The 26,116-nt window shown below is 67.0% G+C and carries 19 protein-coding genes and 1 pseudogene; 10 read left to right on the top strand and 10 right to left on the bottom strand.

From position 1 onward, the window contains the following. Positions 1 to 75: 75 nt before the first annotated feature. Positions 76 to 3,504: an arabinosyltransferase domain-containing protein gene (locus tag ACFVHY_RS14295; RefSeq protein WP_390272787.1), complete on the bottom strand. Its 3,429-nt coding sequence runs from the start codon at positions 3,502 to 3,504 to the stop codon at positions 76 to 78. Between the two features lie 135 nt (positions 3,505 to 3,639). On the opposite strand from ACFVHY_RS14295, the gene aroQ reads away from it, so the two are divergent. After that, positions 3,640 to 4,098: a type II 3-dehydroquinate dehydratase gene (aroQ, locus tag ACFVHY_RS14290; RefSeq protein WP_390272785.1), complete on the top strand. Its 459-nt coding sequence runs from the start codon at positions 3,640 to 3,642 to the stop codon at positions 4,096 to 4,098. 124 nt (positions 4,099 to 4,222) lie between these two features. On the opposite strand, the gene ACFVHY_RS14285 is transcribed toward aroQ, so the two are convergent. Next, positions 4,223 to 4,795 (bottom strand): TetR/AcrR family transcriptional regulator, encoded by a 573-nt coding sequence (locus ACFVHY_RS14285; protein WP_390272783.1) that lies wholly within the window; start codon positions 4,793 to 4,795, stop codon positions 4,223 to 4,225. A 140-nt stretch (positions 4,796 to 4,935) separates the two neighbouring features. Between ACFVHY_RS14285 and ACFVHY_RS14280 the strand changes: the two genes are divergently transcribed. From ACFVHY_RS14280 to ACFVHY_RS14270, 3 genes are all read left to right on the top strand, one after another. Further along, a complete protein-coding gene (locus ACFVHY_RS14280; RefSeq protein WP_390272781.1) occupies positions 4,936 to 5,832 on the top strand; it encodes an oxygenase MpaB family protein in 897 nt (298 codons plus the stop codon). Between the two features lie 121 nt (positions 5,833 to 5,953). Then, a complete protein-coding gene (locus ACFVHY_RS14275) occupies positions 5,954 to 6,436 on the top strand; it encodes an SRPBCC domain-containing protein (RefSeq protein WP_390272777.1) in 483 nt (160 codons plus the stop codon). Continuing rightward, positions 6,429 to 6,746, top strand: a complete 318-nt coding sequence (locus tag ACFVHY_RS14270; protein ID WP_390272775.1) for an ArsR/SmtB family transcription factor — start codon at positions 6,429 to 6,431, stop codon at positions 6,744 to 6,746. The genes ACFVHY_RS14275 and ACFVHY_RS14270 overlap by 8 nt, the downstream gene beginning before the upstream one ends. A gap of 423 nt (positions 6,747 to 7,169) precedes the next feature. Here ACFVHY_RS14270 and ACFVHY_RS14265 read toward each other — a convergent pair whose 3' ends face one another. Beyond that, positions 7,170 to 9,773 carry an alpha/beta fold hydrolase gene (locus ACFVHY_RS14265; RefSeq protein WP_390272773.1) on the bottom strand — a complete coding sequence of 868 codons (2,604 nt, stop codon included), beginning with the start codon at positions 9,771 to 9,773 and terminating at the stop codon, positions 7,170 to 7,172. 329 nt (positions 9,774 to 10,102) lie between these two features. Between ACFVHY_RS14265 and ACFVHY_RS14260 the strand changes: the two genes are divergently transcribed. After that, positions 10,103 to 10,780: a nitroreductase gene (locus tag ACFVHY_RS14260; protein ID WP_065631369.1), complete on the top strand. Its 678-nt coding sequence runs from the start codon at positions 10,103 to 10,105 to the stop codon at positions 10,778 to 10,780. 24 nt (positions 10,781 to 10,804) lie between these two features. On the opposite strand, the gene ACFVHY_RS14255 is transcribed toward ACFVHY_RS14260, so the two are convergent. The 4 genes from ACFVHY_RS14255 to ACFVHY_RS14240 all read right to left on the bottom strand — a co-directional run bounded on the left by ACFVHY_RS14255 (position 10,805) and on the right by ACFVHY_RS14240 (position 16,110). Next, positions 10,805 to 11,584, bottom strand: coding sequence for an MBL fold metallo-hydrolase (locus ACFVHY_RS14255; RefSeq protein WP_068971305.1), 780 nt, complete (start codon positions 11,582 to 11,584; stop codon positions 10,805 to 10,807). Between the two features lie 5 nt (positions 11,585 to 11,589). Beyond that, positions 11,590 to 13,812 (bottom strand): arabinofuranosyltransferase, encoded by a 2,223-nt coding sequence (locus ACFVHY_RS14250; protein WP_390272770.1) that lies wholly within the window; start codon positions 13,810 to 13,812, stop codon positions 11,590 to 11,592. A gap of 46 nt (positions 13,813 to 13,858) precedes the next feature. Continuing rightward, positions 13,859 to 14,620, bottom strand: a complete 762-nt coding sequence (locus ACFVHY_RS14245; protein ID WP_390272767.1) for a decaprenylphospho-beta-D-erythro-pentofuranosid-2-ulose 2-reductase — start codon at positions 14,618 to 14,620, stop codon at positions 13,859 to 13,861. A gap of 65 nt (positions 14,621 to 14,685) precedes the next feature. Next, positions 14,686 to 16,110: an FAD-binding protein gene (locus ACFVHY_RS14240; RefSeq protein ID WP_390272765.1), complete on the bottom strand. Its 1,425-nt coding sequence runs from the start codon at positions 16,108 to 16,110 to the stop codon at positions 14,686 to 14,688. 178 nt (positions 16,111 to 16,288) lie between these two features. On the opposite strand from ACFVHY_RS14240, the gene ACFVHY_RS14235 reads away from it, so the two are divergent. Further along, positions 16,289 to 17,197 carry a diiron oxygenase gene (locus tag ACFVHY_RS14235; RefSeq protein WP_390272763.1) on the top strand — a complete coding sequence of 303 codons (909 nt, stop codon included), beginning with the start codon at positions 16,289 to 16,291 and terminating at the stop codon, positions 17,195 to 17,197. A gap of 27 nt (positions 17,198 to 17,224) precedes the next feature. On the opposite strand, the gene ACFVHY_RS14230 is transcribed toward ACFVHY_RS14235, so the two are convergent. Beyond that, positions 17,225 to 17,851 (bottom strand): TetR/AcrR family transcriptional regulator, encoded by a 627-nt coding sequence (locus ACFVHY_RS14230; RefSeq protein WP_259935539.1) that lies wholly within the window; start codon positions 17,849 to 17,851, stop codon positions 17,225 to 17,227. A 197-nt stretch (positions 17,852 to 18,048) separates the two neighbouring features. On the opposite strand from ACFVHY_RS14230, the gene ACFVHY_RS14225 reads away from it, so the two are divergent. Then, a complete protein-coding gene (locus ACFVHY_RS14225) occupies positions 18,049 to 18,948 on the top strand; it encodes an arginase family protein (RefSeq protein ID WP_390272760.1) in 900 nt (299 codons plus the stop codon). A 29-nt stretch (positions 18,949 to 18,977) separates the two neighbouring features. On the opposite strand, the gene ACFVHY_RS14220 is transcribed toward ACFVHY_RS14225, so the two are convergent. Further along, positions 18,978 to 19,538, bottom strand: coding sequence for a peroxidase-related enzyme (locus ACFVHY_RS14220; RefSeq protein ID WP_390272758.1), 561 nt, complete (start codon positions 19,536 to 19,538; stop codon positions 18,978 to 18,980). Between the two features lie 287 nt (positions 19,539 to 19,825). Between ACFVHY_RS14220 and ACFVHY_RS14215 the strand changes: the two genes are divergently transcribed. The 3 genes from ACFVHY_RS14215 (at position 19,826) to ACFVHY_RS14205 (ending at position 23,640) form a co-directional block, all read left to right on the top strand. Further along, positions 19,826 to 20,269, top strand: coding sequence for an MmpS family transport accessory protein (locus ACFVHY_RS14215; protein ID WP_390272756.1), 444 nt, complete (start codon positions 19,826 to 19,828; stop codon positions 20,267 to 20,269). 24 nt (positions 20,270 to 20,293) lie between these two features. Next, a complete protein-coding gene (locus ACFVHY_RS14210) occupies positions 20,294 to 23,245 on the top strand; it encodes an RND family transporter (RefSeq protein WP_390272754.1) in 2,952 nt (983 codons plus the stop codon). 77 nt (positions 23,246 to 23,322) lie between these two features. After that, positions 23,323 to 23,640 carry a hypothetical protein gene (locus ACFVHY_RS14205; RefSeq protein WP_390272753.1) on the top strand — a complete coding sequence of 106 codons (318 nt, stop codon included), beginning with the start codon at positions 23,323 to 23,325 and terminating at the stop codon, positions 23,638 to 23,640. Here the strand turns inward: ACFVHY_RS14205 and ACFVHY_RS14200 are convergent. Further along, positions 23,531 to 25,981, bottom strand: a pseudogene (locus tag ACFVHY_RS14200) (FdhF/YdeP family oxidoreductase). The gene ACFVHY_RS14205 and the pseudogene ACFVHY_RS14200 overlap by 110 nt on opposite strands. Positions 25,982 to 26,116 lie beyond the last annotated feature (135 nt).

Below are 26,116 nucleotides of genomic sequence, written 5' to 3'. Positions count from 1 at the left end.
GCAAGCTCGCCGGGCCGACCGCTACCAAGACGAGCGGACCGTCAGTGCGCGAATCGTCAGCGCGCCGTCGAACCGTCAGTGCCGCAGCGGCGCGGGACTCCACAGTCCGCTCCGCGTGGCGGTGCCGGTCTCGATCTCAGCAAGCGTGCCGACGTCGCCGTACGGTTCGTAGCGTTCGAGGGCGCCCCAGTCGCGTCCGATGTCGGCCATCAGATAGGTAGGTAGCGCCGTCGCCTGCTGGGAGACCTCGAGCCAGCCGAGCGGACCGCCGCCGAAGCGGTTCTGCCACGCCGACACCGCGGCTGCCAGATCCGAGCCCGGCTTGATGCGCCACCTCGGGATCTCCGCGACCCCGACGTCGTGGGTGAACGGGCGCTGGCACGGGAACGCCAGACCCGAGGTCCAGTCGATGTGGACCGGATCGGTGCTGCCGACGACGTCCTGCAGGGTGTCCATCTGCGGGATGCGCGGCGGGGTGAGCACGATGAACCGGTCCTCGGCGAGGTTGTCGTCGGTCGCGACGATCCGCACGGCGGTGGTGTCGGACGGCAACTCGTCGGTGTTGTAGCGCAGGTTGCGCCACGACGGCCGTGGACCGGGATCGATCAGCTCGGTGTCGCCGGCGGCCTCGAGGTCCGCATCGCGGGTGTCGGGACCGATCGGGTCCGCGGTGTACTCGAGCATCACGTTCGGGTTGTCGTACTCACCGGCCACCGACATCGTGAGCAGCGGACGGTCACGCCAATCCGGCGGTAGCGCGTACCACCCGGAGGTGAGGCGGGCCGGGACCTGGTCGAGCTTGGAGTAGCTGCCCATGACCGGCGTCGAGGCGGGATCGAGGAAGAACGGGAGAGCCGCGGTGCTGCCGTTGATCCCGGGTTCGGCGATCTCACCGCCGCCGGTACCGCCGGGGTTGGAGTTGACGATGTCGGGGGACTGCCAGACGTCGCCGGACAGGACACCCAGCGACCCCTCGCTGGCCGTCGACTCGAGTGCTGTCGGCACACCGTTGGGGAAGAATCCCGAGGTGGACGGCGCGCTGCCCGGTGCGGGCGGTGGTCCGCCGAGAGGGTTGGGCAGCGTCGGGTCGACCGGGCGGAGCATGTCGCGGTCGGGGTCGGACTCCACCCAGACCTTGTCGGCCATCCCGCACGGGTTGCCGGCGACAGCGGCGAAGTTGGACCGGGGTACCGAGTACGACGAGCTCTGGTGGATTCCGGCGAAGATCGCGGTGACGATCTGGAAGACGACCACCGCCATCGCCAGATAGGCCAGCGGGGCGGCCGCCATCGAGACGACCAGTCGTCGGTACCACCGCTGATGCGCGGCGTCGGCGCCGGTGGATTCCTCGACGTGCGGATCGGTCCCGGTGAACGGCTCGCGGAAATGGAACCACAGCGCTACCAGCAGCAGGGCGAGTGCGGCGTAGAGCAGCACGCTGCCGAGCATGATGCCACCGATCCTGACCTGCTCGACGCCCCACGGCATGCCCCACGCGGAGTAGTAGTAGTACGAGTTCGGCGCGGTGAAGGCGAGACCGCCGATGAACAGGACGAGCGCGCAGAACAGGGTGCGGTTTCGCCTCGAGTGCATGGACTGCTGGCTTGCGGCGATGGCCGCGATCGCGGCCAGGGCGGCCGCGATACCGGCGAAGACGCCGAAGTGGTGGGTCCACTTGGTGGGCGTGAACATGAGGAACACCAGCGATGCGAAGGTGATCGCGACGATGCGGCGGGTCGGGCCGATGGCGGTGCCGGGGATGCGGTTCTTGCGGACCAGCACCGCCGCCGAGACGACCAGGCCCAGGATCATGGCCAGTACCGCGAACCGCCGGGCGATGGAACCGTCGGCGGAGAAGGCGAAGAGCGCCGAGTAGCGACCGATCTCGTTGTACCAACTCATCGACGGCCCGAGCGCCGACTTCATGCTCGACGCCTCGACGAACGACCGCAGGGTCAGGTTCGAGAACACGACGAAGACGACGAAGGTGCCGGCGGCGAGGATCGGCGCGATGAGCGCCACGAACGACCATCGCAGCGAGCGCTTGCGATCGCGGTCGGCGGTCTCGGGATCGCCGGATGCCGATCCTGCGGATTCGGTGTCAGCGGACGACAGTTCGGCGACGACGCGGGCTCGCTTGATGAGCGCCATGATCATCGGGCGTGCGCCGGCGATCAGTGCCGCCACCGCGAGCAGGCCCGTCGGGCCGGCGGCGATGCTGAACGCTCCGATCAGGCACGCGACGGCGGCCGGCAACATGCGACCGGTGGCGATGGCCCGTTCGACCGAACACCAGGTCAGCAGGGCACCCAGGCAGATGATCGGTTCGGGCCGCAGGCCGTTGTTGAAGGGGAACCAGCACGCGAGGAACGCGAACGCCGCCGTCCAGGCGACCATCGGGCGGGTCAGCGCGGCACGTCCCAGGCGGGGAAGAACCTCGTGACTGACGATGAGCCACACCAGGATTCCGCACAACAGTGCTGGCAGACGCATCCACGGACTGGCCACCGAGACGTGGCTGAGCAGTCCGAAGACCTGGTAGTACCAGCCGAACGGCGCCTCGGGCGCGCCGTACCAGCGGAAGTAGTTCGCGGTGTAGTCGCTGTCCTGGGCCACCCTCGACATGGTCAGGAGGTAACCGTCGTCGGAGGTGTTGGGCCCGATCATGTGCCACACGATCAGCGCCCCGATCACCACATAGTCGCGCGCATTGAGCCGCCACCACCGTGCCGGGAAGATCCGACGATGCCGTCGGCCGTCGGTCGAGTCCAGTGCTGCCAGAGCGGACAGAGCCAGTAGCGTCGACGCCACTCCGACGATCACGACCAGCCACTTCGAGATGGTCGGCGCGGTGTTGTAACGCGAATCGATGGTGACGTGGGCGTCGAGTCCCGCGATGTCGGCCGCCGGCCCGGCGAGATCGGTGAAGAGGCCGGTCACCTGGGGGCGCTGGTCGGACGAGTACTTGAAGGCTTCTTTGTCTTCCGTCGTGCCGGCGAGGGGCTCGTCCTCACCGTCCTCGTTCTGGGTGCCGCTCGTCATGCCGACGAATTCGGCGGTCACCGCGTCGGAGTCGGCGTGCACGACGATCTCTCGGCACCCCTGGTCGCGCATGTCCTGCAGCGTCGCCGACACCAGCGAGACGTTGCGGATGACCACCTCGACGCCCTGCCGGTCCAGGGGCGCATCGGCAGCACCGGTCTTGCGGATGAACAGGCCGCGCTCACCGGACTTCGGTGCCTGTTTGGGAGTCGTCGACAGCAGTACCGACCCGCCGGGCGGAAGGTCGTTCACGGCAGTGCAGGGAATCGAGACGTCGAGGTCGACGGGCGTGTAGCCGATCAGCGGGGCCGACACCGAACCGATCTGACCGTTCTGCGGCCAGTCGATCTCGGCCGTTCGCTGCGACACCGGCATGAGTGGAGTCGCGAGTGCGAGCAGGAATCCGAGTAGACCGGTGACGATGGCTACGATCCTCGCTCGTCGAACGGTCTGCGCTGGCACAAAGAGAGATGGTAGCCGTTGGGATGTCTCGCCCCCCCTCGGCGGCGGTCCGGGCACGACGGGCGGATGTCAACGGCCGCGCCGCGGCGACGCAGGAACGCCGATCGCCAGGTCAGGGCCAGTATGGTGAACGCCATGTCCGACGCCGAGGTGCCCGACCGTCTACCGATCCTGCTGCTCAACGGCCCCAACCTGAACACCCTCGGTACCCGCGAGCCCGCCGTCTACGGCTCGGACACCCTCGCCGACGTGGTCGACCTGGCCGAGCGCACCGCGGCCGAGCTCGGTTTCGGGGTGCGCGCCGCGCAGACCAATCACGAGGGGCAGATGCTCGACTGGATCCACGAATCCGTCGGTGAGATCAGCGGCATCGTCATCAATCCCGGGGGATGGACCCACACGTCGGTCGCGCTTGCGGACGCGCTGGTCGTCCCCGACGTTCCCGTGCTCGAGGTGCACATCAGCAACGTCCATCGGCGCGAGTCATTCCGCCACCACTCCTATGTGTCGCCGATCGCCGCCGGGGTGATCGCCGGTTTCGGCATCCGCGGTTACGAATTCGCGATTCGCCGACTCGTCGATCTGATCGGCTGACCCACCGAGCGCGTCGTCGACTGGGCGCCGTTTCTCGTCGACTGTGCGCCGTCTTCGTTGACTGTGCGCTGCATTTCGTCGACTGTGCGCGTACTGATCGCGGGTGGGGCCTAGGCGAGTCGAGTCACGATGATTCGGCGGATGATTCGAGAGCGCGGTCGAGGATCGTGCGGAAACCCCTGACCAGTGCCTGGTGGGAATGAAGCGTGCCGCTCTCGAAGCCGATCAGTAGATACATTGCCGCAGTGGCGAACTCCTCGGCCTCCTCGCGATTGTGGAGCACCTCGTCGTAGGTGGCCGCGATGATGTCTCGACGCTCTCGGTCGACGGTGTGCTGAATGGCGAGCACCTCGGGATCGTGCGCGGCCCACACGCGGATCGCGGCCTCGGTCGCGTGCGGTAGCCGCAGGCCGATCTCGGTGAGGGCGTCGAGTCGCTCCCGTGGGTCGGCGATGTCTCGAGCACCGGCGATCAGTCGCTGGCTCTGTTCGTCGCGCCAGTGACGGATGAGAGCGGATCGATACTCGGCCCAGTTGCCGAATGCGTGATAGAAGCTCCCGGTGGTCGTGCCGGTCGCTTCGCAGATCGCCGCCAGCTTCAACCCGGCATGGCCGTGATCGGTGAGGATGCCCAGGCCGGCGTCGAGGTAGCGCCGTTGCGTGTACTCCGACGGCTTCGCTTTCTTGCCGGTGACCATCGGTCCAGTGTGCTGCACGAATCTCGAGATCGACGTCCGGGTGTACGCCAGCTTGCGGCTCTCATCATCGGAATGTGACCCCTTGCACATTTCTATAAGTCGACTTACAGTGACGTGGCACTCACCGAGGAGGACATGTGATGGGTAAGGCGACACGTAACCGGGGGCTGGATCCGGAGACACGGTTTCACGAGATCTACCGGAACCTGTCGACCTTCGACTTCCCATGGGACATCAACCAAGCGCTGAGCTTCGCGCTGTTCCGCACGTACGCAGTACCGAGCATCGGCCGGTTGCTCGATGAGACGCGTGCGTTCACGGCCGAGACCCAGAAGCGCTACGACGACACCTCGCTCCTATTGGAGGTGCCGCTCCTGGAAGGATTCGACAGCAGTCGGGGCAAGTCCGCGATTCGGCGCATCAACCAGATGCATCGCATGTACGACATCTCCAACGACGACATGCGCTACGTCCTGTCGACGTTCGTGGTCGTCCCGAAGCGGTGGATCGACGAGTACGGCTGGCGGAAGTTGACCGACGACGAGGTGACCGCCTCGGTGAACTACTACCGGGCGCTGGGCCGTCACATGGGGATCAAAGAGATTCCGGAGAACTACCGTGCTTTCGAGGCCCTGATGGACGGCTACGAACGTGAGCATTTCGCTTTCGACGAGGGCGGTCGCCGTGTTGCCGATGCCACCAAGAGTCTGCTCGCGTCGTTCTATCCCAAGCCGCTCGCGCCGGCGATCGATGTCTTCAGCCGATCGCTGATGGATGACGCGTTGCTCGAGTCGTTCCGCTACCGGCGGCCTGGACGTGCCGCGCGGTTGCTGTCGATCGGTGGACTCAAGGCGCGTGCCCGGGTCGTGGCGGCACTGCCGGCCCGTCGCACACCGCAGTACGTATCCGAGATGCAGCGAATTCGCAGCTACCCGAACGGTTTCGACATCGAGAGGCTGGGCACGTTCGCGGGTGGTTGCCCGGTTCGACACCTCGCGCCCGAGCCTGTGCAGCAAACGGCGTCGACGGGAAGTTAGTCCGGTCTGCGCCTCTCGTATCCGCGGAGAGGTCGCTTCGTTCGCTCCGAATCGTTGCGCCAGGGAGGCATTAGTGCAACCATTAGGTTGCAGTAAGAAACCCGCAGCATAGGGAGCAACGATGAGTGACAACACGAAAACCCACGACGTGACCGCCTCGGCGACAGCCGAGTTCGACCGGATCGAGCGCGAGATCTCGATCGACGCACCCGCCGACCGGGTCTGGTCTCTGGTCAGCGAACCAGGATGGTTCATCAATGACAAGGCGATCACCGAACACCGGATCGAACGCGACGGCGACCTGTCGACCATCCACGACCCGGTCCACGGCGCCTTCACCTTCCGCACCGTCGAACTCGACGAGCCGCGATACGCGGCATTTCGATGGCTTGCTGATGCCGCTGACCCGCAATCGGATTCGACGCTCGTCGAGTTCTGGATCACGCCCTCGGACTCCGGGGTGCTCCTCAAGGTCGTGGAGTCCGGTTTCGCGTCGCTGCCGGGAACGGAAGCGGAGCGACGCGCACGGTTCGACGGCAACAACGAGGGATGGACCATCGAACTCGAGCTGGCCCGAACTCATCTCGGCGGCGTGCATGCCTGACGTCGCTCCCGTCGAGGTCTTCGCCGCGCTGTCCGACGAGAGCCGATGGCATATCCTCACGCGACTGGGTTCGGAACCCGCGTCCGCGTCACATCTCGCGGCCGAACTCCCGATCAGCAGGCAGGCGATCGCGAAACACCTTGGGGTCCTCACCGAGGCGGGACTGGTGACGTCCTCACGTGTCGGCCGCGAGATCCGCTACGAAGCCGTGGGGGCACAGTTGTCGCGGGTTGCGCGTCGGCTCGACACCATCGGCCGTGGTTGGGATCGCCGTCTGGCCGACATCAAACTCCGCGCCGAAGAGGGCTGAACGCACGACAACGCTCCCTGGGGTGTGAGGGGCGTGACCCGTGCTCCCTCTTCCGAAAAAGCCTCAAGAACACTGGTCCCTGAGGTGCGAGTAGCGCAAGCGACGCCTTCGCCTGCTCCCTGAGGTGCGAGTAGCGCAAGCGACGCCTTCGCCTGCTCCCTGAGGTGCGAGGAGCGATAGCGACGCCTTCCCCTGCTCCCTGAGGTGCGAGGAGCGATAGCGACGAGCCTCGAAGGGTCTTGGTGAGACGACTCGCCAGACCCTTCGTGACGCTCGCAAGCTCGCTCCTCAGGGAGCAGGGGGTGACGCTAGCAAGCTCGCTCCTCAGGGAGCAGGGGGTGACGCTCGCAAGCTCGCACCTCAGGGAGCAGGGGCAGGGCATCGCTCGGACCCACAGTCCAGCGGTTCTGTGGTTCTTTCGGATCAGGGGGCGGCCGTAGCGGAGGGAGCGGCGGAGCTGATCACCTCGTCGATCGCCCTGGCGGTGTCGGCGGCGTGGGGTGCGCGGATCATCGAGATGTGGTCGCCGGAGACGTCGTGAAAGGTCACGGCACCGGTCGACATCCGCTGCCACAGGTTCGGGTCATCGGGATTGGTGCGGGCGCGGATGACACCGACCGGGCCGCTGTACTCCCGGGGGCGGTACCGGCGGATCATCCTGGTGCCCAACCGGAAGAACACGATCCACTGAACCGGCGTCGGGAGCTCGACCATCCCGGCAGTGGGGACGAGGACGGCCAGCGCGAGCTCTTTCACGATTCGCTGTGGGAGTGGTTCGCGGGCGGGCGTGGGGTCGTCCCCGGTGCGGTCGGGCAGGGCGGTGTCGCGGGCACCTCCTCGCAGCGCACGCAGGCGTCCGACGATCCCGACCTTCTCACCACGAACACGCTTGGCGAGTGCCGGGTCGAAGAGCGAGTCCAGAACGACTACCGGATCGCATCTCTCGCCGGCCTTGGTCAGCTGTGCCGCGACCTCCATCGCGACGAACCCGCCGAGCGAGTATCCACCGACCTGATACGGGCCGCCGGGCTGGACCGATCGCATGTCGGCGATCGCGCGTCGTGCCGCGGCGCGCACGGAATGATCAGCGCGGCCGCGCTTTTCGACGCCACGCGACTGGATCGCGTAGACCGGCCGGTCGGTCTGCAGTGCTCGGACGACCGGGGTGAGGCTGGTCGCCAGGCTACCGGCGCCGGCCACCAGGAAGATCGGCCGGCCCGTGCCCTGTCGCAGCGGGATGAGGGTGGCCCCCGACGCATTCGCCGACCGCTCCTTCGCAGCCGACTCGATGCGCTGGGCGAACAGCGCGATGGTCGGCGCCTCGGCGAGCATCGCGGTGTTGACGTCCAGTTGGAGGTGATGCTGCACCTCGGCCAGCATCTTCGCGGCGGCCAGCGAGTCGCCGCCGAGTTCGACGAAATCCTCGTTCCGGCCGATGGATTCGAGGCCGAGGATCTGGCACCAGAACCGGTGCAGCGCCATCTCGGTCATCCCACGGGGCGGTTCGTGATCCGGACGTGCGGGCGGCGAAGGCAGGGCCGCCCGGTCCACCTTGCCGCGCTCGTTGCGCGGGAGTTCGGCGAGCACGATGATGTCGCGCGGAATCATCCACGGGGTCAACGTCTTCCCGAGCTCCTGCCGTATCTCGGCCGGGGAGGGTGACCACTTCTCGGGGTCCACGGCGACGTGGGCGGTGAGCCGTGCCTCGTCGCGGTTGGCGGTGACGACCGCGTCGGTGGTCCAGGCCAGCGCGCGGATGGCGGCTTCCACCTCGAGCGGTTCGACGAGGTACCCGCGGATCTTGATCGCGTCATCACTGCGTCCGAGAAGCGCGAGTTCGCCGGACTCGTCGAAGCGTCCGAGATCGCCGGTGCGATAACGTGTCCGGCCGTCGTGCAACCCGATGAAGCGCGTCGCCGTCAGCTCCGGATCCTGGTGGTAACCGGACGCTACATGTGTGGATTCGACGATGACCTCGCCCGTGCTGCCGACCGGCAGGTCGTTCCCGTCCGCGTCGACGATTCGGACGTGCTTGTCCGACGCCGGCACGCCCACAGGGATGGCGCCAGGCTCTACTTCCCGCTCGGGCGGGAACAGGTTGAAGGCCAGGTTGCCGACCTCCGATGCGCCTGCCCAGCAACAGAACACTCCGTCGGTCAGGATCGTGTCGCGGGCCAGCTGGATGTCGGCGCGGTGGGTCGGCTCACCGCAGGTGGACAGCAGTCGCAGGGAGTCGACGGCGTCGCCGGCCGACAGTTCACCCAGCCAGGATCGCAACAGCGACGGGGTGCAGTGCGCGGTCGTCGCCTCCTGCGCGACGAGCCAGTCCCGAAGCCCGGTCGTGGTGCGGCGGCGGACATCCCAGAGCAGCATGGTCGACCCGTTGAGCAAGCTCATCGCGAGCGCGTCGAGGCCGCCGCCGAAACTGAGGGGCAGCAGGACGACGGCGCGGTCGTCGGGTCGCATGCCGAGGAAGCGACGGCCGTCCCGGGCGTGATTGACCGGCATCTTCTGCGCCAGCACCACGCCTTTGGGGGTGCCGGTCGAGCCCGAGGTGAACAGCAGGACCGCCGGATCGTCAGGGCCGGGCTGGTCCGCGATACGCGTCTGACCTGGTTCTCGGGCATCGGCCGCGGTTTGCAGTAGATGGGCACCGGACCGTTCCAGCACGACCTCGCGTCGGTCCGGCGGCAGGAACGGGTCGAGAAGGACGAGGGGGCGTCCCGAACACAGCACCGCCAGCATCCCGATCACCGAGTCGATGTCGGATTCGATCTCCACCGCGACGGGTCGGTCCGGATCGGTGGTGGCGACGATCGTGCGCGCGATGTCGTCGACCCGGGAGGCGGCGTCGGCGAACGTGATCGACTGCTCGGGGGTCTGGAGTGCGACGGCCTCACCACGTACCGCGGCGACGGCTCGCCATCGGGCCGCGGCGGTGTCGGCGGCGTCGACGCCCGGAAGGTCGGTGACTGCCGTAGTGCCGGTGGGAGTAACCCGGGCTTCGGGAGGGTTATGGCTGTTCATGTCCTCAAACTTCCGCGGAGGCGGGAAACGTCGACGGTCATGGACGGGCCAGGCGAACTCGAGCCCGGGCAACGGTGCCACGCCGCGCGGGACTCGGCCCCTCCTCCGGTCCCGACAGCTTGCCTGGCAAACCTACCCTTAGTTGCGCGAAGGAGCACGATCGGAGCGGGTGGGAGTAGGGAAGCGGCCTGGTCGGCCGGGCATGACACCGGAAGCGGAGACATCCGGCCGGTCGGCGGTAACGTGTTCACCGGTCGTCGGACGGTGTGGTCCCTGCATCGCCGTCCGCGACGACGGGGTTGTTCGAGGCGTACGAGGAGAGATCGACGATGCAGTACGACGAAGTGGTTCTGGGACGTCGCAGCACCCGCGGGTTCACCTCCGACCCCGTGCCTCGGGAGCTCATCGAGGAGATCCTCACCCTCGCCATGCGAGCCCCGTCGTCGATGAACACACAACCGTGGAACTTCCACGTGATCACGGGTGAACCGTTGGATCGCATCCGCGCGGGCAACACCGAGCGCAACCTGGCCGGCGTTCCCCATTCGCGAGAGTTCCGGACGGGCGCGGAGAAGTTCACCGGGACGCACCGCGACCGTCAGGTCCAGGTTGCGAAGCAACTGTTCGGCGCGATGGGCATCGCCCGCGAGGACATGGAGATGCGGCAGGACTGGGTGCTGCGGGGGTTCCGTCAGTTCGACGCGCCGGTCTGTGTGATCGTGACCTACGACCGCATCCTCGACGGCAGCGACGACACCCCGTTCGATTGCGGCGCGGTCTCGAATGCGCTGGTCAACGCCGCCTGGTCGCGCGGTCTCGGCGCGGTCATCAACAGCCAGGGCATCATGCAGTCGCCCGTGGTTCGCGAGCACGCCGGCATCCCCGACGATCAGGTGATCATGAAGAGCATCGCGCTCGGCTGGCCGGATGAGACCTTCCCGGCCAATGCGGTGGTCTCCGAACGCAAGTCGGTCGCCGAGGCCGCGACGTTCGTCGGTTTCGAGTAGCGGTGGGACCGGTCCTGCCGGAGCTCAGCGCGACAGCGCCGCACGTGCGGCCGCGGCCACGCCGCCGCGATGAACCGGGCCGTGGCCCGGGAGCAGGATGTCGGCGTCGAGCTCGGTGAACCGTTCGACGCTGCGTCGCGCGGTGGGTTCGTCGTGCTGGAAGAGCGACGGGATGCACTGCGGGCCGGTGATCGACGAGATCTCGTGTCCGCTCACCAATGCGTCGCCGGACACCAGGGCACGGCCGTCGGCGACGAGATAGGCGCTGTGGCCGTCGGTGTGGCCGGGGCTCGCCACGGGGATCGGTGCGCCCGGGAGGTCGAGCGGTCGGTGCCCACCGGTGGAGAACCCCGACGCCTGGGCGAGACCCGCACGGCTGAGGACGCCGAGCGGAGTGGTCTTGGCCAGCCACGCCCACAGGCGGGGGTTCGCCACCTGCGGGGCGAGATCGAGCGCGTTCGCCTGCTGGAGGTGATGGCGCAGCGCGTGATCCACCTCGACCGGGTCCATGTAGACGTCGAACCCGTACTTCGCCTGCAGCTTGACGAGACCACCCAGGTGGTCGACGTGAGCATGGGTGAGGAGCGCGCCACGTACGTCCTCGGGCTTGCGGCCGATCCGTTCGATGGACTCGACGACCTGGGCGGCCTGGCCCGGATAACCGCCGTCGATGAGCGTCAGCTCGCCGTCCTGCTCGAGCAGCACCCAGTTCACGACGTCGGTGGAGACGAAATGCGTTGTCGACGAATCGCCGTCGACCCGGGTGATCGTCATCGGTCGCGCGGTACGGAACGGGAGTCGCATCATCATCACTTCCGGACGACGAGCACGAACGGGCCGCGCTCGGTGACCTCGAAACGCGGGTCGTCGAACACCGCCGGGTCGAAGGTGACCGTATAGCGCTTCACGTTCGGATCGTTGGGATAGACGTCCTCGGCGAGGCGGAGCGTGTAACCGTCTGCGCTGTACCGGAACAGGAAGACATTCGGCGGGGTCCAGGGGGATCGGTCGAGCGCGTCGACGAGCTGGTCGGCGTTCTCGCTCTTCGCCCAACGCTCGATCGCGGCTGCGCGCTTGTCGAACTCGGCCAGAGGGTTCGCGTAGTGCGAGGTGAGTCCCTGGAATCCCCAATACGGGTAGATTGACAGGAAACCGAAGTCGGCGGTGAGGACGACGTTTTCGGTGCGCGGCCGGCCGGTCTGTTCACCGATCAGCTTGTCCAGCTCCGCGAAATAGGATTCGGCACCCGCCGGGCGGGCGTCGGCGCGTTCGCCGTATCCGTCGGTGTCGGTGTAGGCGGTGGTGATCTCGGTGGCGAGATGACCCGGGATGCTCTGTGCCATCGCGATTGCCGAGAGGACGGCGAGTGCACCGACGACCACACGAACGTCGCCGAAGCGCCGTACCGCCGCATGCGCGAGGTCGACGACACCGAAGACGCCCGCCGCGCTCAGTGTGGCCACCAGGATCGGCTCGAGACGGAACGAGAGCAGGGTCGTGCCCAGGGCGGTCATCAGCATCGACAGCAGGCAGAAAAGATAGACCGTCACCACCGTGACGCCCATGGCCAGTGCGACGGTGCGGGTACGGAAGCGCAGCAGAATCCAGAGGAGGCCGATCATCGTGATCGCGCCCACGAGGTTCAGCCCGAACATCGGCAGCGGCAGCACCGAACCGCGTTCGGGCAGATAGTGTTCGGCGGTACCGCCGCTGGCGGGCGTGTTGGTCAGGCGTGCCCACAGGTAGGGCGCCCACACCAGCAGGGCGATCAGGCCGGAGATGACCCCGACGGCGACCAGACGACCGATCACCGCGAGCACGACACCGCGCCGGCGGCTGGTCACCGTGGCCGACGGAGTGGCCTTGTTCGACGCGCTCAGCCAGCCTTGGACGGCGAAGTAACCGGCCAGCAGGACAGCTGTGAGGGCGAACAGTCCGGTGTAGAGCGTGTAGGTAGCGGCCGAGATCCCCAGGAACACACCGGACGCCGCCACCGCAGGCCAACTCGTCGCGCCGAAGAGCGGACCCACGGGTCCGTCGGCGGCACGGGTTCGTCCGCGCAGCGCGTAGGTCAGCGTGATCAGCATGGGTACGCCGATCAGCACCAGAATGGCCGCATACGGTTCCGGCGAGGCGTACAGCAACGTGACGGTGGTGACCGCGAGGCCCAGCGCGACACCACGATCGGCGCCGAACATGCGGATGAACAGGATGACGCCGACGGCCGCGGCCACCGCCATCGACACGATCGCCCAGGTCTTGTAGGCCTCCCAGCCGGGTTGGCCGAGCAGGTTCGCGAACCGGCCGCCCCACCAGAACCAGCCGGCCGGGTAGTAGGGCGGCAGATCGGTGTAGGTCATGTCCGCGAGGTGCGGGCTCGACGTCATGCGGGTGAGGTATTCGGTGCGGAACTCCTGGTCGACCGAGAGTCCGAAGAGGTAGAGACGTGTCGCGCCCAGCGGCATTCCGATGGTCACCGTGACGAAGCCCGACATCGCGGCCGCCGACAGCACCGGCACCAGCAGTCGGCCCTTGCCGTAGCGATAGAGCAGTGCGGCGACCACCAGGATGGCGATCGCCAGCACCTGTCCGGCGGTCGTCAGCGACCGGGTCACGTTGGAGGAGTTGAATGCCGGCCACTCGACGGTCCCGATGGCCGTCAGTCCCGCCATCGACACCAACCCGCCGACCACCACGGCGATCAGCAGCGACAGGACGGCGCGCCCGAGGCCGGCGGTGCCCTCTTCCGCTCCCTGAGGAGTCCCGGAGCTTGTGGGGGGCGAGTCCTCTTCTGCTCCCTGGGGAGTCCCGGAGCTTGTGGGGGGCGAGTCCTCTTCTGCTCCCTGGGGAGTCCCGGAGCTTGTGGGGGGCGAGTCCTCTTCTGCTCCCTGGGGAGTCCCGGAGCTTGTGGGGGGCGAGTCCTCTTCCGCTCCCTGAGGAGTCCCGGAGCTTGTGGGGGGCGAGTCCCCTTCCGCTCCCTGAGGAGTCCCGGAGCTTGCGGAGGGACGTCTCGAAGGGTCAGGTCGGTTCATCACGTCCACTCAGACTCTGCTGTTCAGCGATTGGGCGATTCAGCGATCAGATCGGCAGCTTGCGGAAGATCGGCCGCGGGATGTGGCGGAGCACCATCATGATGTAGCGGAACGGTCCGGGCACCCAGACGATCTCTTTGCCCTTGGTGGCCGCGGCCACGGCGAGGCGCCCGACGTCCTCCTTTTCGACCGTGAGCGGGGCCTCCTTGACATGCGCCGACAGCCGGGTGCGCACCTGGCCGGGACGGATGACGAGGACGCGAGCACCGAAGGGGCGCAGCGCCTCTCCGAGCCCGAGGTAGAAGCCGTCGAGTCCGGCCTTGGTGGAGCCGTACACGAAGTTGCTGCGACGGACGCGCTCGCCGGCGACGGAGCTCATGGCGATGATCTGTCCGTGGCCCTGCGCCTTGAACTTCTCGCCCAGCAGGACTCCGACGGAAACGGCTGCGGTGTAGTTGATCTCGGCTTCGGCGACCGCGAGGCCGTGGTCCTGCCAGGCCTGCTCGTCGTCGCCCTGGATGCCGAAGGCGACGATCGCGACGTCGACGTCACCGTCGGCGAACGCCTTGTCGATGACCGCACGGTGGGTGTCGGTGGCGCGGGCGTCGAAGTCGATCTGCGTGACCTCGGTGGCGCCGGCGTTCTTGGCCTTCTCCACCGCCGCGGCGGCGGTGGGGTCACCCGGCAGGGTGGCGAGGATGACCCGCGCGGGGCCCTTGCTGAGGTACTCCGCGGTGATGGCGAGCCCGATCTCGGAGCTGCCGCCCAGGACCAGGATGGACTGTGGGACGCCCACGGCGTTGATCATTGTGTACTCGCTTTCGGTGACGTACAGGTCGGGTGCGCGTGCGGCGCGTCGAAAAGGGCAGTCGGTCAGGCGAGTTCGAGTCGCCGACCCATGTCCGACATGAACACCCGGTTGGGGTCGATGCGACGACGCGTCGCGATCCAGTCGTCGATCTCCGGGTACATGGCGTGGAAGTTCTCGGCCGAGGTGCGCGAGTCCTTGGCGGTGTAGAGGCGGCCGCCCATCGCCATGACGCGGCGGTCGAGCTCGTTGAGGAACTCGGCGAGGCCGGCCTTGACCGGGAAGTCGAGGCAGACGTTCCAGCCCTTGAACGGGAAGCTCAGCGGCGCCCGGTTGCCCTCGCCGAAGAGCTTGATGACGTTGAGGAAGCTGACATGGCCAGACGCCTGGATGTCCTCGATGAGTGCGGTGAACTCGCCCTCGTTGCCGGTCGGCACGATGAACTGGTATTGGCAGAAACCACCGCCGCGTCCGTAGGCGTTGTTCCAGTCACCGAACACGTCGAGCATGTGGTAGAACTGCGCGAGATTCTTGACCTTGCCCTCACTGGGCGGTCCGATCCGGTAGTAGGCCTCGCCGACCGCGGAGAAGCTGAGCTTGTTGGCCAGTCCCCGGGGGAAGATGTCGGGGAACCGGACCAGCGGCTTGTTGTTGAACGAGAGCGGGCTGTCGCGGTACTTCTCCGGCAGTTCGTCGACGCGGGCGAGGTTTCCCCGGGAGAACGTGCCGCGACCGAGCTTCGGCGGCGCGCTGATGGTGTCGAACCAGCCCGAGGCGTACTCGTATCCGTCCTCGAATCCGTCCTGGAGATGCAGGTCGAGGGTCTCCTGCAGCGAACCGGTGCGCGCGGTGTCGGCGATGAAGTAGGCGCTCTCGGTCCGCTTCATCTGGATCTTGGCGCGCAACACGATGCCCGTCAGTCCGATGCCGCCGATGGTCGCCCAGAAGAGTTCGCCGTTCGGGTCGTCGGCCGAGCCGCCCGGGGTGAGGGTGAGGATGCGGCCGTCGGCGACGAGTAGCTGCATCTCGACGACGTGGTTGCCGAAGCTGCCCTGGCTGTGGTGGTTCTTCCCGTGGATGTCGTGCGCGATCGCGCCGCCCACCGTCACCTGTCGGGTACCCGGGAGCACCGGGACCCACAAGCCGTGGGGGAGCGCTGCCTGCATGAGCGTGTCCAGGGAGACGCCGGCGTCGACGTCGACCGTGGCCGACTCGTCATCGATCGCGTAGATCCTGGTCAGTGGGGTCATGTCGATCGTGAGGCCGCCACTGTTCTGGCCCGATTCGTTGTACGAGCGGCCCAGCCCGCGGGCGATGACGCCGCGCTTGAGGTAGTCCGGCTTGTCCGCGTTGTCGTCAGCCACGCGGGCGACCGCCTCGGCGATGACCTCGGGGTACGGCGTGGACAGGACGTGACCCTCGATCGGGGTGGTGCGAGACCAGCCCACCAGCTTGCGGGTCGTGATCGGCAGCAACTCTTCAGTAGACATCGCTAGAGAGGTTACCTGGGCGGGGTTCACAGACCGACCGTCATGCCGGGGACGCGGAGTCGTACCCATGACCTCCGAGCGCTCGTCGATGCCATTGAGAAACGCACCATTGACTGATGGCACGATCCGTGGTGGCATGCATCGCAGACGTAATACCGCGCACGACGAGGAGCCCGGCATGGAAGCGCTCAGAGATGTGACCCGTTCCGACGACGGAATCGACGAGGTGTCGCAGCGCCTGCTGGCATCTGCCGCGCGGTTGTCGCGCAATGCTCTGACCGAGATCGACTGGGATGCGCCGCTCGAGAAGGACAAGTACGGCTGCAGCCCGGAGTGGTCGACTCTGTATGGAACGGCCTACTGGGATGAGATGACCGAGCAGCAGCGGATCGCCCTCACCCGGCACGAGACGGCGTCGATCATGAGCATCGGCATCTGGTTCGAGATGATGCTGCAGGAGATGGTGATCCGCGACCAGTACCTCGGCGACTACCACCGCCCGGAGTTCCAGTTCGCCCTGACCGAGGTCGCTGACGAGTGTCGGCACTCGCTGATGTTCGCCAAGACGTCGTACAAGCTGACCGGGACCAGCTACACGCCGCACCCGCGCCTGGGTCGCTTCGGCAAGTTGTTCATGCGCGTCGCGGGCAGCGAAGTCGCCTACGCCGGAATCCTTGCCGCCGAGGAAGTCCTGGACGTGCTGCAGCGTGGCTGCATGCGCGACGATCGGGTGCTGCCGCTCGTGCGCACCGTCAACGAGATCCACGTCCTCGAGGAATCTCGCCACATGCGGTTCGCGCGAGAGGAGGTGCGCCAGTCCATGGCGGAAGCCAGTTGGATTCGGCGACAGCTCAGTTCGATGATCACCGCGATGGCCGTGTCCTACATCCTCGTCAGCCTCGTCCGCCCGAAGGCCTACGCCGACGCCGGTCTGGACCACCGTCGGGCGGTCGGAGAGATGCGCCGCAACCACCATTTCCAGTCGATGGTCCGCTCGGGTTGCGCGCACTTGATGGGCTTCCTCGACGAGGTGGGTCTGCTCACCCGGCCCGCGGCGCGCATCTACCGCAAGGTGCACATGCTCTGACCGGCCGCCACCGAACGTCCCCGGTGATCACGAATCCTGGTGCGGGGGAGTGATGATCGCGGCGTTGACCAACGAGAGCAGGTCCTCGATGCCGGTGCCGTCGGGCAATTGGTCGGCGAAGTCGGTCTCCAGTGCGGCCAGGCCGTGCGCCATGGCGAAGGTTGCGACGGCGATGAGGTTGCCGGGCACGCCGCCGCCCCAACCGTGGTCGGCGGCGTCGGAGACGGTGCGCGTGTGCAACTCCCATCCGCGCGCCCGTGCCGCGACCAGGTCGGGCGCCTTGTTGTCGACGAGTCGTGAGCCCATCATCAGCGTGACCGTGGCGCGGTTGTCGCGCGCGAATCGGACGTAGACCTGCCCCAGCGTGGCGACGGCCTCGCCGAGCGGGGCATCGTCCGGCAGCTGCTCGAGCGCACGCATGTGTTCGGTGTGGAGGTTGTCGAAACCGCGGACCGCGACCGCGGTGAACAGCGCCCGGCGGTCCGCGAAGTGATGGGCCACCGACTGGTGCGTGATGCCCACCCGGCGGGCGATGGCGCGCAGGCTCGCGTTCTCGGGACCGGCCTCGTCGAGTTCGGCGACAGCCGCGACGAGCAGCGCTTCCCGGACCTCGGGCGCGGTCCGGCGTCGGATCGGGCAAGCCGGCTTCTGCATGCTCGCGATTATGGCCCACCGCGTCCGTGACGTGGCACGACCTCGCCCTCTTGTACGAACCCGGCGGCGGGCCGGCGAGGGGACGCCGGCTTCGGATCTTCGTCGCCTGTCTTTCGATCTGGGCGTCCAGCAGGCGATTCATTCTGCGACGATGGGGCCATGGAGCCAACCCACGGCAGTCCGGTCGACGGCACTCGATGAGAACGACGGTGCTGGGCGTGCCCAGCAGTGCGGGCGCGTACTGCGTGGGCGTAGAACGAGCGCCCGGCGCGTTGCGAGCTGCCGGCCTCGTCGAACAGCTGCGGGCGTCGGGCACGGACGTCGTCGATGCCGGCGATCTGACGACGCGGCTGTGGTTTCCCGACCGTGAGCGACCGTTCGCGCAGAACCTCGGCGACGAGGCGGATGCACTCGTCGAGCTTTCTACCGCTGCGGCGAGCCTGCTCGCAGCGGAGCAACGCCTGCTCGTGCTCGGCGGAAGCTGCACGGTCGCCGTCGGACTCTGTGACGCGATGGCACGTGCCGGAGAACGGCCCAGGCTCGTCTACATCGACCGGCATCTGGATCTCAACACCCCCCGCTCGACCTCGGAGGGTTCACTGAGCTGGATGGGGATGGCACACGCGTTGGGTCTCGAGGGGGCCGCGCCGGAGTTGGTCGACTCGATGTACCGCACACCGTTGCTGCAGCCGTCGGACCTGGTCTACCTCGGGGTGGATCTGACTCGGGAAACGACCGATTGGGAACGCGCGCAGGCTGCCGAACACGGAATCCCGATCGTCAATCGGACCGCGCTGTGCGACGACCCCCGAGGTGCCGCCGCCGACGCTCGCCGGATACTGGCGTCCGGACCGTTCGTCGTGCATCTCGACGTCGACGTACTCGACTTTCTGGACGCGCCGATCGCCGAGAACGTGAACGGCCGAAACAGCGGACCGACCATCGCGATCCTCGAACAGGCGCTCGGCACGCTGCTACAAGACCCCGACTGCTGGGGAATGTCGATTGGGCAGCTCGACCCGGCGCATGCGTCGGCAGATCGAACCGCCATACCCAGGCTCGTGTCGGCGCTCGTTTCGGCACTGAGCTCCCCCTAGGCCCGTGTGGTCACACCCGCTGGCTTGAGTCACCGACCCATGGAATAGAACTCGTGATTGGGTGCCACCGCCGTCAGGTGTGCGAGTCGGTTCGACGCGGCGAAGAACGCCGTGATCGCCCCGACGTCCCAGATCTCGTCATCGGTGAGCCCCGCTTGCCGGGCGCGAGCCATGTCGCTGTCCGCGAACAGTTCTGGGGTCCTGGTCAGGGCGAGGGTGAGATCGACGATCGCGCGCTGACGCTCGTCCAGGACCGCTCCGGCAGGGTTGGTTGCCACGTGATCGGAGAGGTGTAAGTCCTTGGACCGCACGCGCAGGATGGCGCCGTGGGCGACGACGCAGTAGATGCAGCGGTTCGCTCCGGACGAGGCGACGACGACCAACTCGCGTTCGGCTTTCGACAGCGGACCGGGTTCCTCCATCAACACGTCGTGATAATCGAGGAACGCTCGCAGCTCGTTCGGGCGATGACCCAGCGCGCGAAAGATGTTGGGGACGAAGCCCGACTTCTCCGCAATGGGTTCGATGCGTTCACGGAGGTCAGCCGGTAGGTCGGCGAGTTCGGTCAAGGGGAATCGGCTCGTGGTCATGGCAAGGCCTTCCGTCACAGGGGCGCACCCTGCTCGCTTCGCGAGGAGCCCATGGTCGCGCCTCGCGACGTGACTCACCACCCCCTGAAGAAGGGGTCACGGCGATCACGCATGGAGTTCATGGCGGAGGTCCGCGTCGGATGGCTTCGAGACAAGACGCGGGCGTTCGGTGGACCTTGCCAACGCGCGATGTCACATATAGAGTCCCTGCCACTGGCAGTCTGAACGCGGCTCGGCAGACAAAAGGCCAGCTCGAGCCGCTGGTGTTCGATGTCGATGGGGGTCCGATGAAGAAGTTCGTTGCGTACGCGGGCTCGTGGTGGATCGTGGTGGTGGTCATCGCGGTGATGTCCGTGTCGGCGTTCTACGTCGGCAAGCTGCGCCTGAGTGAGATCCCCGACCGGGCGATCGGCCACTCGCCGGCGGCGCCTGAGGCGGGCGTCGTACGCGACAAGTCGATCGAGTACGTGGTGACCGGCCCGGCGGGCTCGTCAGCGCGGGTGTCCTACATCGAGCCCGGGGGACGGGTCGTCGACGACAAGGTCTCCGTTCCGTGGCGCATGGTGCTCCGAACACGGGAACTGACGACGTCGGTCGGTGTACTGACCCAGTCCTCGGGCCGTGGCGCGGTGTCATGTGCGGTGCGGGTCAACGGGTTCGAGCGAGCGAGGCAGACCGGCTCGGGCGCCGATGGCAGCACGGTCGCCAATTGTCTGGTCCCGGTGGCGTAGGTGAACGAGACGGTGGAGCGATCGATGACGAACGCACGTGAGCGGTTCGCTCGATTGAGAGAGGGCCTTTCCGCGGAGATTCGGCGCCCGGTGCGCCTCGAGGTGATGCGAGCGGAACCGTCGAAGCGGCCCCGATTCGCGAGGTTTCTCTATGCCTGTTCGATTCCGGTCATCGCCCTCTGGTTGCTCATCGCCGGAGGTCTCAACATCGTTGTGCCCCAGCTGGAATCGACGGTCACCGAACATGCGCAGTCGTTCCTGCCCGACGAGGCGTCGTCGGTGCAGGCGCTGGTCAAGATGGGGGAGTACTTCGGCGGTGGGGGCAGCAACAACTTCGTCTACGTACTCATGGAGGGTGACGAACCGCTGGGGCCCGACGCCCGCGCCTACTACAACGACCTGCTGGCTGCGCTGACCGCGGACACCGAACACGTCAATTCCGCGATGGACCTGTGGTCGAATCCCGATCTCGCTCCGGCTGCACAGAGTTCCGACGGTCACGTCGCCTATGTCCTGGTGAATCTCGCCGGGAACATGGGCACGGCGCTGGCCATGGAGTCGACCCAGTCCGCGCGGGACACGATCGCCGCGTCGACGCCGCCACCCGGCGTCGACGTGCACGTCACCGGTCCGTCGGCGGTCGTCAACGACGAGATGGTGGCGATCAACGACTCCATCATCCTGCTGGTCTCGGTGTGCGCGTTGCTGGTCGGTGCCGTGCTGCTGCTCGTCTACCGGTCCGTGGTCACCGCGATGGTGCCACTACTCGGGGTGGGCCTGGCGTTGGCCGTGGCCCGCGCCACCATCTCGTTCCTGGCGGAGAACGAGATCATCAAGGTCTCGATCTTCGCGGCAGCGCTGTCGGCGGTGATCGTCCTCGGCGCAGGCACCAACTACGGGATCTTCCTGGTGGGCCGCTACCAAGAGGCCCGTCGGAAGGGACGCGACCGAGAAGACGCCTACTACGACGCACTGGCCGGCGTGCAGCACATCGTCATCGCTTCGGCGCTGACCGTCGCGGGGGCGATGGCCTGCCTGGCCGCAACCCGGCTCGCGATGTTCAGCACCTCGGGATTGCCCTGCACCATAGCAATTCTCATCACCCTCGCCGCTGCACTCACCCTCGGTCCCGCGGTCCTGGCCGTGGCCACGCGACTGGGTTTCGTGGAGCCGCGGGAGTCGGCGTCACCGCGACGCTGGCGCCGGATCGGCACCACCGTCGCACGCTGGCCGGGCCCGGTACTCGCGGCCGCACTCGCGGTGCTCGCGGTCATGATCATCCCGCTCGCCATGTACGCCCCGAGCTACAACGAACGTCGTGCCCAGCCGGCGGACTCGCCGGCGAACGTGGGATTCGCTGCGGCAGACAGGCACCTGCCGCCCAACATCATGGCGCCGAGCGTGCTCATCGTCGAGTCCGACCATGACATGCGCAATGCGGCGGATCTGATCGCCCTTGCGCAGATGACTGATGCCGTCGCCTCGATCGACGGCGTGAACGCGGTCCAAGGGATCACCCGCCCCCTCGGGCAGACCCTCGACCAGGGCACCCTCACCTCCCAGGCCGGGTACATCGGTAGCCGCTTCGGTCAGATGACATCGCTTCTGCGCGATCGGATCACCGATCTCGACGCGATCGGCGTAATGGTCGATCGTCTGGACACCGCCATCGACGGCGTCGACGCCGCGCTGCAGCAGGGGGCGGCCGGCGCGGGCTCCTTGTCCGATGCCACTGCGCAATTGCAGCGAACGAGCGAGTCGACGCTCACCAAGGTCGACGAACTGTCGGCGGGGATCGCACCGGTGCGCGGGCTCGTCGAGTCGGTCCCGCAGTGCCGGGACGTCGACGCATGCCGCACCGCACTGAGCGGGCTGTCTGTTCTCGATGACGTTCCGGCACTTCGCGAATCGGTCCGGGATCTCGCCGGCGGCACCCGCTCCCTGAGTGGCGCGTTGCCCACCGCCGCCGCGCAGATCCCGACGCTACGCGCCACGGTCACCGACATCCGCGAGCTGATCGGCCCCTTGCGCACGACACTGGGAGCGCTGCTCCCGCAGGTCGGCGAGATCACCGACTTCCTCGACGAGGTCAGCGGGGCGTACTCGGCGGGCAGTCCCGCGGCCGGCGGGTTCTTCCTACCCAGCCAGGTGCTGGAGAGTCCGCTCTTCCAGAGCGGCATCCCGTACTACTTCTCCGACGACGGCAAGGCGACGCGGATGATCGTCACGCCGCAGCGCGAAGGTTTCAGCCGCGACGCGATGGACGTGAGCGCGGAGGTGATCCCGACGTCACTCGCGGCGATCAAGGACACATCGCTCGCGGGATCGACCGTCAGCATCGGCGGGCCGGGCGGCACGCTCCTCAACATCGAGTCGTTCGCGCACGAGGACTTCATCGCGATCGTCGTCGCCGCCTTCGCTTTCGTGTTCTGTGTCGTCCTGTTCCTGTTGCGCAGCCTCGTCGCGGCACTCGCCGTGATCGGGACCGTCGGGCTTTCCTATCTGTCCGCGATGGGTGTCTCGGTGTTTCTGTGGCAGGGCCTCATCGGCAATCCACTGCACTGGTCGGTCGCACCCATCGCGTTCACCTTCCTGGTGGCGGTGGGCGCCGACTACAACATGCTGTTGGTCAGTCGTTTTCGAGAGGAGTACGGGGCGGGTGGCGGCACCGGCCTGATACGCGCGATGGTCGGTACGGGCAGCGTGGTCACCCAGGCCGGACTCACCTTCGGGATCACGATGCTGGCCATGCTCGCCAGCTACGCCCACAACGTCGCGCAGATCGGCACGACCGTGGCGATCGGACTGCTGATCGACACCCTTCTCGTACGCACGTTGGTGATGCCGGCGATCGCGCGGCTGTCCGGTCGCTGGTTCTGGTGGCCGACGCCGTTCGTGTCGCTACCTGCGCGAGTAGCGGATCGGGCGACGACGACGATCGCCGATGACCGTCCCCTCGCCGAGATGCGCTCGTAGGGCCCCGTCGACGGGTTTGACGCCAGGCGCCGTCGGGCACGCAGATATCTCACGACCCGACGACAGGAGCGCGGCAGATGAGTCACAAGCCACCCAAGGACGTCCAGGAGGCTGCCCAGCGCGCGGTGCGATGGATCGACGACGGCAAGGCGGGTAAGGGGTTCACCGACACCGGCCGTCATCGGGCCCACCAGTTGGCCGACGGCAAGGACGTCGACGACGACCAGATCAAGAAGATGCGCAACTACTTCTCTCGCCACGAGGTGGACAAGAACGCGACCGGGTTCAACAACGGCGAGGACGGTTTCCCGACAGCGGGACGCGTGGCCTGGGATGCGTGGGGCGGTGACCCGGGACGCCGGTGGGCGAATGCGCAGAAGGTCGAGGGTGACTGACCGGGTCGAGCCGGGACGGCGGATCGATCAGGAGTCGAGGGCGATGAGCCGGACGACAATCGCCTTTCGATACTGGTGTGTTCGACTTGTCGGCAGCATGATCCAGCGGGACCAGCGGATTGGTCTCCGGATAATAGGCGGCCGCGTTCCCGACGGGGGTGGAGTAGGAGACGAGTCGGAAGTCGTCCGTTCGGCGTTCTTGCGTCCTGCCCTCGGCATCGACCCACCCCGAGACGACATCCACGCGGTCACCGTCGGAGAAGCCGAGTGCGGCGATGTCCTGGGGGTTGACGAAGACGACCCGCCGGCCGTTCTTGACGCCGCGGTAGCGGTCGTCGAGTCCGTAGATGGTGGTGTTGTACTGGTCATGGCTGCGCATGGTCTGCAAAATCAACCGGCCCGTCGGTACCGGTACCCAGCGCAGGTCGTTGACGACGAATGTGGCTTTGCCGGAGTGGGTGTCGACTCGGCGTTCGTCGCGGGGCGTGTGGGGTAGGGCGAGGCCGTCGGGTTGGCGGACGCGGGCGTTGAAGTCGTCGAAACCGGGCACGGTGCGGGCGATGGAGTCGCGGATGGCGTCGTAGTCGTCAGCGAATTGTTGCCAGGGCACCGGGTGGTTGGTTCCGAAGAGTTCGTGCGCCAGGTCGCAGACGATGGCGACTTCGCTGAGTAGGTGCTCACTGACGGGGGTGAGTCCGCCGCGGGAGAGGTGGACGACCGACATGGAGTCTTCGACGGTGACGAGTTGTTTGCGCCCGCCGCGGAGGTCTTTGTCGGTGCGGCCCAGTGACGGCAGGATCAGCGCGGTGCGTCCGGTCACCAGATGCGAGCGGTTGAGTTTCGTCGACACCTGCGCCGTCAGAGAGCAATTGCGCAGGGCGGCTTCGGTGACGGCGGTGTGGCCATGGGCGGCGACGAAGTTGCCGCCCATGGCCATGAAGACCGACGCTTTACCGTCGCGCATTGCGCGGATGGAGTCGACGGCGTCGAGTCCTTGGTGGCGGGGGCTGGTGATGCCGAACTCGGTGTCGAGGGCGGCGAGGAAGGACTCGGGCATCTTTTCCCAGATGCCGATGGTGCGGTCGCCTTGCACGTTGGAGTGTCCACGGACCGGGCACACCCCCGCACCGGGCTTACCGATCATGCCGCGCATCAACAGCAGGGCGACGGCATCCTGGATGGTGGCCACCCCGTGGGTCTGCTGGGTCAGGCCCATGGCCCAGCAAATGATCGTCGCTCGAGAACCGATGAGTGCGTCTGCGGTGCTGCGGATCTGTTCTAGTGTGAGGCCGGTTGCCTCGACGACCGTGTCGAGGTCGACGTCGCGGATGTGGTCGGCGTAGGCCTCCCAGCCGGTGCAGTGGTCGGCGAGGAAGGTGTGGTCGAGGACGGTGCCCGGTGCGGCGTCTTCGGCCTCTAGCACCAATTTGGCCAGGCCTTGGAAGAGTGCTTGGTCGCCGCCGATGCGGATCTGGAGGAAGTCGTCGGCGATGGCGACTCCGTGGCCTATGACGCCGTGGACTTTCTGCGGGTCTTTGAACCGCAGGAGTCCGGCTTCGGGAAGCGGGTTGATCGCGATGACGCGGGCGCCGTTGGCTTTTGCCTTCTCCAGGGTGGAGAAGCATGCGGGGGTGGTTGGTGCCGGGGTTCTGGCCGGCGATGAGGATGAGGTCGGCGTTTTCGATGTCGGGGACCGTGACCGACCCTTTGCCGATGCCGATGGTCTCGGTCAGTGCGGATCCGGAGGACTCTTGGCACATGTTCGAGCAATCGGGCAGGTTGTTGGTCCGGAACGCGCGAATCATCAGCTGGTAGACGAACGCTGCTTCGTTGCTCGTACGCCCGGACGTGTAGAACACCGCCTGATCGGGGGTGTCGAGGGCGCGGAGTTCATGAGCGATGATGGAGAAGGCGTGGTTCCAGCTGATGGGGGCGTAGTGCGTTGCCCCGGGCAGCAGCACCATCGGATGGGTGATGCGGCCCTGCTGACCTAGCCAGAATTCACTACGCTCCGCGAGCTCCTCCACGCTGTGCGTGGCGAAGAACGCCGGGTCGACCACTCGGCGTGTGGCTTCTTCTGCGACGGCCTTGGCTCCGTTCTCACAGAACTCGGCGTGCTTGCGGTGCCCGGGAGTTTCCGGCCAGGCGCAGCCGGACAGTCGAATCCCTCGCGCTGGTTCAACTTCATCAGTGTGCGAGCTGTGCGCACCACACCCATCTGTTCCACACCGCGCTGAAGCGACACCAGAACGGCTTTGACACCGGCGGCGTGGTTCTTCGCGTCGGTGACGACCAGATCATGCTCGTCGATGTCAAGACGCGGCGCGGGCGTGTGCGCGATGTGATCAGCTCCAGGGATGCGGGATGGGCGGCATGCGGTCGTTGCTCAGTGGAGTGGTGCGAGGACGATGTCGAACCGCGCTCGGGCCCATGAGTGTCCGTTGCGGTTTCGTCTGTCGAGGTCGGGAGTGACGGT

Source organism: Gordonia sp. NPDC127522 (genome assembly GCF_042672305.1).
Lineage (GTDB): Bacteria > Actinomycetota > Actinomycetes > Mycobacteriales > Mycobacteriaceae > Gordonia > Gordonia hongkongensis.
This window is presented reverse-complemented; position numbering and strand designations above follow the sequence as displayed.

Excerpts from the sequence above, each read along its gene's own strand:
- aroQ (WP_390272785.1), top strand. The coding sequence starts at position 3,640 with ATGTCCGACGCCGAGGTGCCCGACCGTCTACCGATCCTGCTGCTCAAC.
- ACFVHY_RS14285 (WP_390272783.1), bottom strand. The coding sequence starts at position 4,795 with ATGGTCACCGGCAAGAAAGCGAAGCCGTCGGAGTACACGCAACGGCGC.
- ACFVHY_RS14280 (WP_390272781.1), top strand. The coding sequence starts at position 4,936 with ATGGGTAAGGCGACACGTAACCGGGGGCTGGATCCGGAGACACGGTTT.
- ACFVHY_RS14275 (WP_390272777.1), top strand. The coding sequence starts at position 5,954 with ATGAGTGACAACACGAAAACCCACGACGTGACCGCCTCGGCGACAGCC.
- ACFVHY_RS14270 (WP_390272775.1), top strand. The coding sequence starts at position 6,429 with ATGCCTGACGTCGCTCCCGTCGAGGTCTTCGCCGCGCTGTCCGACGAG.
- ACFVHY_RS14265 (WP_390272773.1), bottom strand. The coding sequence starts at position 9,773 with ATGAACAGCCATAACCCTCCCGAAGCCCGGGTTACTCCCACCGGCACT.
- ACFVHY_RS14260 (WP_065631369.1), top strand. The coding sequence starts at position 10,103 with ATGCAGTACGACGAAGTGGTTCTGGGACGTCGCAGCACCCGCGGGTTC.
- ACFVHY_RS14255 (WP_068971305.1), bottom strand. The coding sequence starts at position 11,584 with ATGCGACTCCCGTTCCGTACCGCGCGACCGATGACGATCACCCGGGTC.
- ACFVHY_RS14250 (WP_390272770.1), bottom strand. The coding sequence starts at position 13,812 with ATGAACCGACCTGACCCTTCGAGACGTCCCTCCGCAAGCTCCGGGACT.
- ACFVHY_RS14245 (WP_390272767.1), bottom strand. The coding sequence starts at position 14,620 with ATGATCAACGCCGTGGGCGTCCCACAGTCCATCCTGGTCCTGGGCGGC.
- ACFVHY_RS14240 (WP_390272765.1), bottom strand. The coding sequence starts at position 16,110 with ATGTCTACTGAAGAGTTGCTGCCGATCACGACCCGCAAGCTGGTGGGC.
- ACFVHY_RS14235 (WP_390272763.1), top strand. The coding sequence starts at position 16,289 with ATGGAAGCGCTCAGAGATGTGACCCGTTCCGACGACGGAATCGACGAG.
- ACFVHY_RS14230 (WP_259935539.1), bottom strand. The coding sequence starts at position 17,851 with ATGCAGAAGCCGGCTTGCCCGATCCGACGCCGGACCGCGCCCGAGGTC.
- ACFVHY_RS14225 (WP_390272760.1), top strand. The coding sequence starts at position 18,049 with ATGAGAACGACGGTGCTGGGCGTGCCCAGCAGTGCGGGCGCGTACTGC.
- ACFVHY_RS14220 (WP_390272758.1), bottom strand. The coding sequence starts at position 19,538 with ATGACCACGAGCCGATTCCCCTTGACCGAACTCGCCGACCTACCGGCT.
- ACFVHY_RS14215 (WP_390272756.1), top strand. The coding sequence starts at position 19,826 with ATGAAGAAGTTCGTTGCGTACGCGGGCTCGTGGTGGATCGTGGTGGTG.
- ACFVHY_RS14210 (WP_390272754.1), top strand. The coding sequence starts at position 20,294 with ATGACGAACGCACGTGAGCGGTTCGCTCGATTGAGAGAGGGCCTTTCC.
- ACFVHY_RS14205 (WP_390272753.1), top strand. The coding sequence starts at position 23,323 with ATGAGTCACAAGCCACCCAAGGACGTCCAGGAGGCTGCCCAGCGCGCG.